At 67.9% G+C, this 11,176-nt stretch carries 11 protein-coding genes; 3 read left to right on the top strand and 8 right to left on the bottom strand.

Features of this window, described 5'->3' with window-relative positions; genetic code table 11:
- Positions 1–10 precede the first annotated feature (10 nt).
- From ITJ61_RS18360 to ITJ61_RS18350, 3 genes are all read right to left on the bottom strand, one after another.
- Complete coding sequence (locus ITJ61_RS18360; RefSeq protein WP_104299731.1) at positions 11–268, bottom strand: type II toxin-antitoxin system RelE family toxin; 258 nt, start codon at positions 266–268, stop codon at positions 11–13.
- On the bottom strand, positions 265–528 hold the full coding sequence (locus tag ITJ61_RS18355) for a type II toxin-antitoxin system Phd/YefM family antitoxin (RefSeq protein ID WP_104243203.1): 264 nt from the start codon (positions 526–528) through the stop codon (positions 265–267). The genes ITJ61_RS18360 and ITJ61_RS18355 overlap by 4 nt, the downstream gene beginning before the upstream one ends.
- Before the next feature lie 92 nt (positions 529–620).
- Entirely contained in the window at positions 621–1,562 is a 942-nt protein-coding gene (locus tag ITJ61_RS18350; protein WP_104243205.1) for a LysR family transcriptional regulator, read from the bottom strand.
- A gap of 121 nt (positions 1,563–1,683) precedes the next feature.
- Between ITJ61_RS18350 and ITJ61_RS18345 the strand changes: the two genes are divergently transcribed.
- The gene (locus ITJ61_RS18345) at positions 1,684–2,676 is read left to right on the top strand and encodes a DUF1852 domain-containing protein (RefSeq protein ID WP_194687075.1); all 993 of its coding nucleotides are present in this window, start codon (positions 1,684–1,686) and stop codon (positions 2,674–2,676) included.
- Between the two features lie 19 nt (positions 2,677–2,695).
- A complete protein-coding gene (locus tag ITJ61_RS18340; protein ID WP_104305981.1) occupies positions 2,696–3,721 on the top strand; it encodes a methionine synthase in 1,026 nt (341 codons plus the stop codon).
- 52 nt (positions 3,722–3,773) lie between these two features.
- On the opposite strand, the gene ITJ61_RS18335 is transcribed toward ITJ61_RS18340, so the two are convergent.
- A complete protein-coding gene (locus ITJ61_RS18335; protein ID WP_104299734.1) occupies positions 3,774–4,376 on the bottom strand; it encodes a thymidine kinase in 603 nt (200 codons plus the stop codon).
- A 92-nt stretch (positions 4,377–4,468) separates the two neighbouring features.
- Positions 4,469–4,978 carry a GNAT family N-acetyltransferase gene (locus ITJ61_RS18330; protein WP_104243213.1) on the bottom strand — a complete coding sequence of 170 codons (510 nt, stop codon included), beginning with the start codon at positions 4,976–4,978 and terminating at the stop codon, positions 4,469–4,471.
- A 99-nt stretch (positions 4,979–5,077) separates the two neighbouring features.
- On the opposite strand from ITJ61_RS18330, the gene ITJ61_RS18325 reads away from it, so the two are divergent.
- Entirely contained in the window at positions 5,078–6,322 is a 1,245-nt protein-coding gene (locus ITJ61_RS18325; protein ID WP_194687074.1) for an APC family permease, read from the top strand.
- A gap of 79 nt (positions 6,323–6,401) precedes the next feature.
- On the opposite strand, the gene ITJ61_RS18320 is transcribed toward ITJ61_RS18325, so the two are convergent.
- The 3 genes from ITJ61_RS18320 to ITJ61_RS18310 form a co-directional block, all read right to left on the bottom strand.
- Positions 6,402–7,892, bottom strand: coding sequence for a malate:quinone oxidoreductase (locus ITJ61_RS18320; RefSeq protein WP_194687073.1), 1,491 nt, complete (start codon positions 7,890–7,892; stop codon positions 6,402–6,404).
- A gap of 190 nt (positions 7,893–8,082) precedes the next feature.
- Positions 8,083–9,135 carry an aspartate-semialdehyde dehydrogenase gene (locus ITJ61_RS18315; protein ID WP_104243219.1) on the bottom strand — a complete coding sequence of 351 codons (1,053 nt, stop codon included), beginning with the start codon at positions 9,133–9,135 and terminating at the stop codon, positions 8,083–8,085.
- 25 nt (positions 9,136–9,160) lie between these two features.
- Positions 9,161–10,432, bottom strand: coding sequence for an aspartate kinase (locus ITJ61_RS18310; RefSeq protein ID WP_104243220.1), 1,272 nt, complete (start codon positions 10,430–10,432; stop codon positions 9,161–9,163).
- Positions 10,433–11,176: the final 744 nt, after the last annotated feature.

Below are 11,176 nucleotides of genomic sequence, written 5' to 3'. Positions count from 1 at the left end.
CTCACCTCACCTAGGCCATATAGACCTCACGCCGATGACCAGCGTGAACGATCACCACGGTCAAGACGTCATCCTGGATGCGATACAGCACTCGGTAGTCACCCGTTCGCACTCGCCACTCCGGGCGTCCGGAGAGTCTCTTGGCGGCAGGTGGTCGTGGATCCTCTGCGAGCAGCTCAACCGCTGCCTGGATGCGACGCTTCGCTTCCGGTGGGAGCTTCTTGATGACTCTGGCCGCCGCCGGGAGGACCAGGATCCGGTAGCTCACGGAGCGAGACCGAGGTCACGCTTGACGACTTCCCACGGGACCGGCTCCTCACCCAACGCCTCGGTCTCCTCCCACGCAGCGTCCACTGCGCGAATATCGGCCAGCTCTTCGGCGTCCTCGAGGAGCTGCTGAAGCTGTGCGGCATCGATCACCGCGGCGACAGGCCGGTTCCGCCGAGTCAGGTACACCGGTTCGAGGCGCGCATCGTCGATGATCGAGGCCAGGCGGGCACGGGCATCGGTGATAGCTATCTGACTCATGTCGACAGGGTACGCCTCATCGACTGAAACGTACAGAATGCTCAGCTACTTACAAAGTAGCGCGAAAATCCCCGAGTGGATCCGAACTTCCCCTACCCGAGCAGCTCCACCCCAGCCTCCGCGACAACCGCCCGCACCTCGTCGAGGTAGCGCTGCGCCTGAGCGGTGAGGGGGATCGCGGAGTGGCCGATCCAGCCGATCTCGATGCGCTCGTCCACGTCGAGCGGGACGGCGACGATGCCCGGGTCGAGGTCGTCGCTGATGATGCCCGTCGAGATCGTGTAGCCGTCGAGGCCGATCATGAGGTTGAAGATCGTCGCGCGATCGGAGACGCGGATCTCCTGCTTGCTCGACAGCGTGGAGAGGATCTCCTCGGCGAAGTAGAAGGAGTTGTTCGCGCCCTGGTCGAAGGTGAGCCGAGGCAGGCCGGCGAGGTCGTCGAGCGTCGCGCGCGCCTTCGACGCGAGCGGGTTCCTCCGGGAGACGAAGATGTGCGGCTCCGCGAGGAACAGCGTGTGGAACGCGAGGCCCGACTCCCGCAGCAGCTTGTCGATGACGTTCCGGTTGAACTCGTTCCGGTAGAGGAGGCCCAGCTCGCTGCGGAGCGTGCGCACGTCCTCGATGATGTCCCACGTGCGGGTCTCGCGCAGCGAGAACTCGTACTCGGCCGCCCCGGTGCCCTTGACCATGCGGACGAACGCGTCGACCGCGAACGAGTAGTGCTGCGCGGACACCCCGAGCAGGCGACGCGAAGGCGGGCGACCGAGGTAGCGCTGCTCGAGCAGCTCCACCTGCTCGACGACCTGCTTCGCGTACCGCAGGAACTCCGTCCCGTCGGTCGTGAGCGAGACGCCGCGGGCAGAGCGGACGAGGAGCGCGCGGCCCACCCGGGTCTCGAGGTCCTTCATCGCCGCAGACATCGTCGGCTGCGCGACGAACAGCATGTCGGCGGCGGCACTGATCGACCGTTCGGCGGCGACCTCGACGAAGTAGTGCAGCTGCTGCAGAGTCACGCCGTTCGATCGCCGAGTCATAGCCGAAGCCTATAGTGACGCATAGTTGCGTCGAATTACTCGATGGCCGCGAATCGCCTGCACAATGGACGCATCCACGCCCACAGGCCGACCGGCCTCTCGACTCCCGGATTGGCCTCACATGGCGAACGACATCACGTTCAACATCACCACCACGCGCTTCGACGAGCACTACGCGCCGTCGGAGAGCTCCCGCATCACCACGAACTTCGCCAACCTGGCCCGCGGCGAGCACCGTCAGCAGAACCTCCGCAACGCCCTGACGATGATCGACCGTCGCTTCAACGACCTCGCCCGCTGGGACAACCCGACCGGCGACCGCTACACGCTCGAGCTCGACATCATCTCCGCGTCGCTGCAGTTCGACGACGAAGGCGACGACCGCGAGTTCCCCCTGCTCGAGGTCCTCGACATCGGGATCGTCGACCGGTCGACGGGCGAGCACCACCAGGGCATCGTCGGCAACAACTTCTCCTCCTACCTCCGCGACTACGACTTCAGCGTGCTGCTGCCGTCGGCAAACGCGGGCGGTGGCGGATTCTCCCTGCCCGACGGCTTCGGCGAGCTCCACGGCAAGCTGTTCCAGCACTTCCTCGACTCGGCCGCCTACCAGGCGCGGTTCCCGAAGTCGCCCGTCATCTGCATCAGCGTCTCGACGAGCAAGACGTACACGCGCACCGACAACCACCACCCTGTCCTCGGCGTCGAGTACCGGCAGGACGAGTACTCCCTGACCGACCAGTACTTCGGCAAGATGGGGCTGCAGGTCCGCTACTTCATGCCCCCAGGCAGCGTCGCCCCGCTCGCGTTCTACTTCCGCGGAGACCTGCTCAGCGACTACTCCACCCTCGAGCTCATCGGCACGATCAGCACGATGGAGGCGTTCCAGAAGATCTACCGACCCGAGATCTACAACGCCAACTCCGCAGCCGCGAACATCTACAGCCCAACACTCGACCAGCAGGACTTCTCCCGCACCGAGATCGCCTACGACCGCGAAGAGCGCAGCCAGCTCGCCATCACCCAGGGCCGCTACACCCAGGAGCACTTCGTGAAGCCGCACGGCGACGTGCTCGACGCCTGGGCCGCCAGCTACGCCGTCTCCGCTCGATGACCCAGAAGGATCGACGAATATGAACAACCTCCTCCCCGTCGCAAGCGTCGGCAGCCTGCCCAAGCCGTCCTGGCTCGCGAAGCCAGAGGTGCTCTGGTCGCCCTGGGAGCTCGAAGGCGCGGCGCTTGTCGAGGGCAAGCAGGATGCGCTTCGCATCGCCGTCCAGGAACAGCGCAATCGCGGCGTCGACATCATCAGCGACGGTGAGCAGACCCGCCAGCACTTCGTCACGACCTTCATCGAGCACCTCGAGGGCGTCGACTTCGAGAACCGCGAGACGGTCCGCATCCGCGACCGCTACGACGCGAGCGTGCCCACCGTCGTCGGAGCCGTGAGCCGCAAGCAGCCCGTCTTCGTCGAGGACGCGAAGTTCCTGCGGCAGCAGACCGACCAGAAGATCAAATGGGCACTCCCCGGGCCCATGACGATGATCGACACCCTCTCCGACCGCCACTACAAGAGCCGCGAGAAGCTGGCGTGGGAGTTCGCGACGATCCTCAACCAGGAGGCCAAGGAGCTCGAGGCCGCCGGAGTCGACATCATCCAGTTCGACGAGCCCGCCTTCAACGTCTTCTTCGACGACGTGCAGGACTGGGGCGTCGCAGCTCTCGAGCGTGCCGCGGAGGGCCTTGGCGCTGAGACCGTCGTGCACATCTGCTACGGCTACGGCATCAAGGCGAACAACGACTGGAAGGCCACCCTCGGGGCGGAGTGGCGTCAGTACGAGAAGACGTTCCCGCTCATCCAGCAGTCGTCCATCGACATCGTCTCCCTCGAGAGCCAGCACTCGCACGTGCCCATGGATCTCATCGAGCTGATCCGCGGCAAGAAGGTCATGCTCGGCGCCATCGACGTGGCGAGCGAAGAGATCGAGACCCCGGATGAGGTCGCCGACACCCTCCGCAAGGCACTCCAGTTCGTGGATGCGGACAAGCTCATCGCGAGCACGAACTGCGGCATGGCTCCCCTGCCGCGAGACGTCGCCTACGGCAAGTTGAGCGCACTGTCGGCGGGAGCTGCAATCCTCCGCGCCGAGCTCAGCTGACCATCGTCGCCTGAGCCGAGCTTTCGGGGCGGGTGCGCCGGTCGGGGACGGCCTACAGGCGCCCCGCCCCGAGTCGTCCGTGCGACGCCTCGAGGTAGCAGTTGCCGCACATCGACTCGTAGCTGACCTCGCCCTGGTCGATCGCGACCTGGCCGCCGTCGAACACGAACTCACCGGCGACGCGGCGACCGTTGAAGATGGCCTTTCGCCCGCAGCGGCAGATCGTCTTGAGTTCCTCGAGCGAGTGCGCGATCTCGAGCAGCCGCTGGCTCCCGGGGAACGCGATGGTCTGGAAGTCGGTGCGGATGCCGTACGCGAGCACCGGGATGCCATCGAGCACGGCGATGCGCAGCAGCTCATCGACCTGCCAGGTCGTCAGGAACTGGGCCTCGTCGACGAGCAGGCACGAGATCGGCTGACCGTCAGCGACCAGCGCCGCCAGCTGCTCGCGGGGGCTGTCCTCGACACCCACGAGGATCTCAACGCCCCTCGTCATGCCGAGGCGCGACGAGATCTCCCCCTCGACCTTCGTGTCGATCGCGGGCTTCGCGAGCACCACCCGGTGCCCGCGCTCCTCGTAGTTGAACGCCGCCTGCAGCAGCGCCGTCGACTTGCCCGAGTTCATCGCCCCGTAGCGGAAGTACAGCTTGGCCATGGTCCTCCTCGTTTCAGGGCTGAGCCCGGTTGATCGTACCCGCACGGCGCGCATCCGCCCACCTCGGGACACCGTCCGCAGGATGCGACCGTTCAGAGCCGCTTGACCATCTCCAGCTCCCGCTGCCGCCGATCGAGCGGGTAGGGAATGGTCGAGCCGGTCGCGACGAAGCCGCGCCGCTCGTACGCGGCCCTCGCCCGCGCGTTGTCCTCGTGCACGTGCAGCATGAGGCCGGACGCCCGCGAGCTGGCCCACTCCTCGACCTCGGCGAGCAGCGCATCCGTCACCCCGGCCGCCGCCCCGCGGAAGGCGCTCGCCACGTACACGCTGACGAGCATCGGCCACGGCTCATCCCGGAAGGAGACGCACCCCATGGTGCCGACCCAGCGGCCGTCGTCGAGCACCGCGACGAGCGAGATGCCGTTGGCAGCATCGCCCCGCGCGCCCCGCCGCCGCCACTCCGCCTCATCGTGGCCAAGCGCTTCCTCGAGGGTCTCCGTGTACGCAAGCGGGGTATCTTGGAGCATCTCGAGCCGGATCTCCCGCACCTCGTGCCAGTCGTCTGGCGTCGTCGCGCGAATCGTGAACGGAGCTGAGGTCATCGCCTGAGCGTACCCGCCGTGCGGCGTTCACCGACGGCCCCTATCGTCGGCCTGACGAGCAGGCGAACAGGCGCTGCGCACAGGAGCGGAGGCGGGCGGATGCAGCAGACGGCGGAGCCGAGGAAGGTCGGCACGGTCGGCGCGACGGCGATCGGCGTCTCCGCCATGCTCGGCGCAGGCGTCTTCTCCGCGTTCGCCCCGGCGGCACAGGCGGCCGGCAGCTGGATGCTGCTGAGCCTCGGCGTCGCGCTGGTCGTCGCCGCGAGCAACGCAGCATCGACCGCGCAACTCGCGCGTCAGCATCCAGGAGCGGGTGGCGTGTACCTCTACGGGCGCGAGCAGCTCGGCGAGTGGCCAGGCTTCCTCGCCGGCTGGGGCTTCGTGATCGGCAAGACCGCTTCGGTCGCGGCCATGGCCATCACAGCCGCCGCGTACCTCGTGCCTGAGCCGTTCGCGCGGCCGGTCGCACTCGCGGTGCTGCTCGCCGTCACCGCGGCCGGCATGTTCGGCATCACGCGGACAGCGGCCATCGCGACGATCATCGCCGGCGTCGTGATGCTCGGGCTCGTCGCAGTCCTGGTCACGGCGCAGCTCTCGCCGCCGCTCTTCGGCTCCGCGTCCGGAAGCGATGCCCAGTTCTCGGCCAGCGGCGTCCTGCAGGGCGCCGGCATCCTCTTCTTCGCCTTCGCCGGCTACGCCCGCGTCGCGACGCTCTCCGAGGAGGTCCGCGATCCGCGGCGCACCGTGCCAAGGGCGATGCTGCTGTCCTTCCTCATCGTGAGCGTCATCCTGGCGATGCTCGGATGGGCGCTCCTGACAACGCTCGGCCCGGGCAGGCTCGCGCTGACACCGGCTCCGATAGCGGCCCTCGTCGAGACCCAGCCCGCGGTCCAGGCCGTAGTCGGCATCCTTGCCGCGGTCGCCTCGATCGGGGCACTCTCGGCCGTGCTGGCGGGGAGCTCCCGGACGGCGATGGCGATGGGCAGACGACACGAGCTGCCCGGCCCGCTGGCGCGCCAGCATCCGTCGACCTCGGTACCCCGGGTCGCGGTGCTCGCCGTCGCGGCCGGCGCCGCGCTGCTGATCTGCGTCGGCGACATCCGCGAGGTCATCGGGTTCTCCAGCGCTGGAGTGCTCGTCTACTACCTGGTCGCGAATCTCAGCGCGCTCACCCAGGCGAGGGAGCACCGCAGCGTTCCGCGCGCCGTCTCAGCGCTCGGCGCCCTCGGCTGCGTCGTGCTCGTCGTGACGCTGCCCCCGCTCGCGCTGGCGTCGGCGCTCGGCGTCTTCCTCATGGGCGTCGTCGTCCGCCTCGCGCTGCGCCGCCGATCGGACCAGGGCTGACGCAGCGAAGCCGCCCCGCGGGTGCGGAACGGCTTCGGTGGCGTGCGTCGGCCGCCTCGGGGCTGCCTGAGCGCGTGTCCTAGTGCGCGTTGAGCTCAAGCGCCTTCGCGCTGGCCGCCTGCGTTGAGTCGGCGAGCTCGGCCGAATCGTTGACGTCGGTGCCGAGGCTCGGTACGAGCGCCTCGAGCTTCGGGGCCCATTCGGCCTTCTTTTGCGGGTAGCAGCGGCCGAGCAGGTCGATCATGACCGGCACGGCGACGGATGCTCCGGGCGAGGCCCCGAGCAGGCCGGCGATCGAACCGTCCTTCTTGGCCACGACCTCCGTGCCCATCTGCAGGATGCCGCCGCGCTTCGGGTCCTTCTTCATGACCTGCACGCGCTGCCCCGCCGTGATGAGGCGCCAGTCGGCGGCGTTCGCCTCCGGGAAGAACTCCTGCAGCTGCTCGAACTTCTTGTCCTTGCTCGCGAGCACCTGGCCGACGAGGTAGGTGACGAGGTCGAAGTTGTCCTTCGCGACTGCGAGCATCGGGATGAGGTTGTGCGGGCGCAGCGACTTGACGAGGTCGAGGTAGCTGCCCGTCTTCAGGTACTTGGGGCTGAAGCCCGCGTACGGCCCGAACATGAGGGCCGGCTTGCCGTCGACGACACGCGTGTCGAGGTGCGGCACCGACATGGGCGGGGCGCCGACGGATGCCTTGCCGTAGACCTTCGCGAGGTGCTTCTCGACGACCGCCGGGTTGTCGGTGCGCAAGAACTGGCCGGAGATGGGGAAGCCGCCGTAGCCCTTGATCTCGTCGATGCCAGACTTCTGCAGCAGCGGAAGCGCGCCGCCGCCTGCCCCGACGAACACGAAGCGCGCACGGGTGACGTTCTTGCGGCCCTTCTGCTCGCCGGCACGCTGCTGCGTCGCGATCTGCCAGATGCCGTCGCGCTGCTGGCGGAGCGCGATGACCTCCGTGTTGAGGCGCAGCACGGCGCCCCGGTCGACAAGACCCTGCACGAGCTTGTGCGTCAGCGCACCGAAGTCGACGTCGGTTCCGGCGGCGACGCGCGTCGCGGCGACCTGCTCGCCCGACGGGCGCCCCTCGACGAGCGACGGCGCCCACGCCTTGATGACCTCGAGGTCGTCGGAGAACTCCATCGTCGAGAAGAGCGGCTCGGTCTTGAGCAGCTCGAAGCGGCGGCGCAGGAACTCGACGTTCTCGGCCCCTCGAACGAACGTCATGTGCGGCACGGAGTTGATGAACCCGGACGGCTCGGGCAGCTCGCCCGCCTCGACGAGCGAGGCCCAGAACTGACGAGACACCTGGAACTGCTCGTTGATCTGGATTGCCTTGGACGCGTCGATGACGCCGTCCTTCTCAGGCGTGTAGTTGAGCTCGCAGAGCGCTGCGTGCCCAGTTCCCGCGTTGTTCCACGGGCTCGAGCTCTCCTGAGCGAGCCCGTCGAGTCGCTCGATGATCTTGATGCTCCACTCCGGCTCAAGCTTGTTGAGAAGCGAGCCGAGGGTGGCACTCATGATGCCCCCGCCGATCAGGACGACGTCGTAGATCTTCTGTGAATCAGTCACCGAGACAGTCTACGTCCGAGGCAGATGCACGTCCGCTTCGAGGATGCACGTCAGTCGTCACATTCTGAGCTTTTTGCCGTTTTCGAATGCAATGGCCACCACGGGCGTGTTCCGCCGCGGCATTCTCGGCGCCAGACGCAAGAACGGACGCCCCCGAGAGGGCGTCCGTTCTGTGCGGAAGAGGCGGTCGTCAGGCCTTGGCGGCGACGAGCTCGGCGATCTGCACCGCGTTGAGCGCTGCGCCCTTGCGGAGGTTGTCGTTCGAGATGAACAGCGCGAGACCGCGGTTGCCGTCGACCGACTGGTCCTGGCGGATGCGGCCGACGAGGCTCGGGTCGGCGCCGGCAGCCTGCTGCGGCGTGGGCACGTCCACCAGCGCGACGCCCGGCGCCGCAGCGAGCAGCTCGCGCGCACGGTCAGGCGTGAGCGCGTCGGCGAACTCGGCGTTGATCGACAGCGAGTGGCCCGTGAAGACGGGGACGCGAACGCACGTTCCGCTCACGCGAAGCTCGGGGAGGCCGAGGATCTTGCGGCTCTCGTTGCGCAGCTTCTGCTCTTCGTCCGTTTCCTCGGATCCGTCGTCGACGACCGACCCGGCGAGGGGGATCACGTTGAAGGCGATGGGGGCGACGTACTTGTCCGGAGCCGGGAACTCGACGGACGAACCGTCGTGCACGAGCCCGAGGAGCGCTTCCTCGCCCTGCGAGACCGCGGCGACGGCCTGGCCGGACAGCTCACGGGCACCCGCGAGGCCGGAGCCAGACGTGGCCTGGTAGGTCGAGACGACGAGGCGCTCGAGACCGGCCGCCTCGTGCAGCACCTTGAGGACGGGCATCGCGGCCATGGTCGTGCAGTTGGGGTTCGCGATGATGCCCTTCGGCGGCGCGACGATGGCCTCCGGGTTGACCTCGGAGACGACCAGCGGCACCTCGGGGTCGCGGCGCCACGCGCTCGAGTTGTCGATGACAACCGCGCCGGCGGCGGCGAAGCGCTCGGCCTGCGCGCGCGACGTGGTCGCCCCCGCGGAGAAGAGCGCGATGTCGATGCCGCTCACGTCGGCGACGGCGACGTCTTCGACCGTGATGTCCTCGCCGCGGAACGGGAGGGTCGTTCCCGCCGAGCGGGCGGAGGCGAAGAAGCGGATGCTCGCGACGGGGAAGTCGCGCTCCTCGAGGAGGGTGCGCATGACGGCGCCGACCTGGCCGGTCGCGCCGACGACGGCGACGTTCAACTTGGTGCTCATGAGTGCTCTTTTCTGCTCAGCCGCGTCAGCGGCCGGTGCCTGCGTAGACGACTGCCTCGGCGTCGCCGTCGAGGTCGAAGGCGGTGTGGATGACACGGGTGGCCTCGGTGACGAGGTCGGCCTGCGTGATGATCGAGATGCGGATCTCGGACGTGGAGATCATGTCGATGTTGATGCCAGCATCCTTCAGCGCAGTGAAGAGCTTCGCCGTCACGCCGATGTTGGTGCGCATGCCGGAGCCGACCAGCGAGATCTTCCCGATGTCCTCCGTGAGACGCAGCGACGCGTAGCCGATCTGCTCGCCCTCCGCGGCGACGGCGTCGAGCACGCGCTGCGCGTCGGCCTTGGGGAGCGTGAAGGAGATGTCGGTGACCTTCGTGTCCTGCTCGGACACGTTCTGCACGATCATGTCGATGTTCGCGCCCTGCTCGGCGACGATCGTGAAGATCGCAGCCGCCTTGCCTGGCACATCAGGAACCCCCGCGATGGTGATCTTGGCCTGGCTCAGGTCGTGGGCGACACCCGCGATCATTGCTGCTTCCACTTCGTACTCCTCTGCCCGGTCTGGGTTGTAGACGATGGTGCCCTCGTGGTCGGAGAACGACGAGCGGACGTGGAGCGTGACTCCCTGTCGGCGTGCGTACTCGACCGCGCGGATGTGAAGGACCTTCGCACCCGAGGCGGCGAGCTCCAGCATCTCCTCGCTCGAGATGTAGCTCAGCTTGTGCGCCTTGGGCACGATGCGCGGGTCGGCGGAGAAGACCCCGTCGACGTCGGTGTAGATCTCGCAGACGTCGGCGCCGAGCGCCGCGGCGAGGGCGACGGCGGTCGTGTCCGATCCTCCGCGCCCGAGCGTGGTGATGTCCTTGGAGTCGCGGTTGAATCCCTGGAAGCCGGCGACGATCGCGATGGCGCCCTCGTCGAGCGCCTCGCGCACGCGTACCGGGGTGACGTCGACGATGCGGGCATCGCCGTGCGTGGAGTCGGTGATCATGCCCGCCTGGCTGCCCGTGTAGCTCCTGGCGTCCATGCCGAGGTCCTTGATCGCCATCGCGAGGAGTGCCATCGAGACGCGCTCTCCGGTCGTGACGAGCATGTCGAACTCGCGCGCATCCGGGATCGTCGCGATCTGGTGGGCGAGGTCGATGAGGTCGTCCGTCGTGTCGCCCATGGCGGAGACAGCCACGACGACGTCGTTCCCTGCTCGGCGGGTCTCGACGACTCGACGGGCCACTCGCTTGATGCTCTCGGCATCGGCGACCGATGATCCGCCGTACTTCTGGACGATCAGACTCACGTGTCGTGTCTCCTCCGGTTCGGGATGCGCGTCGAGCCTCGCTCGCGCGCCACAAGCTCCCATCCTATCCGGCGGGGGCATGCGGTTCCTAGCGCGGGTGCCGTTCGTTTCCGTTGATTGCGGGGCGGTGACCGACTGACGACACTGCTCGCGCACGTCGCTGGCGCCGCGCGGTCGCGCCGACCTGCTCAGGGACCCACCGACCCGCAGACCCACTCACCCGCAGACCCGCAGACCCACTCGCCCGCCCGGAGACCCACTCATCCATTCACCCACTCGCCCACTCGCCCGCTTATCCCGTCGAGAGAGTTGTGGGCGGATGCGGTCAACAACACGCGCAACCGCACCCACCCACAACTCTGCGCCGCGCGGAGTCGCACCGCCCCACGCAGGGCCCCACCGACCCGCAGACCCACTCGTCCGCTCACCCGCAGACCCGCAGACCCACTCACCCACCCATCCCCTCGACAGAGTTGTGGGCGGATGCGGTCAACAACACGCGCAACCGCACCCACCCACAACTCTGCGCCGCGCGGCGTCGCACCGCCCCACGCAGGGCCCCACCGACCCGCAGACCCGCCGACCCACGCACGGGCCCACAGACCCACAGCCCCATTTACCCACCCGCAGACCCACTCATCCATTCACCCACTCGCCCGCTCGCCCGCCCATCCCCTCGACAGAGTTGTGGGCAGATGCGCTCGACAACACGCGCAACCGCACCCACCCACAACTCTGCGCCGC

The organism is Pseudoclavibacter sp. VKM Ac-2888, assembly GCF_015351285.1.
GTDB lineage: Bacteria > Actinomycetota > Actinomycetes > Actinomycetales > Microbacteriaceae > Pseudoclavibacter.
This window is presented reverse-complemented; position numbering and strand designations above follow the sequence as displayed.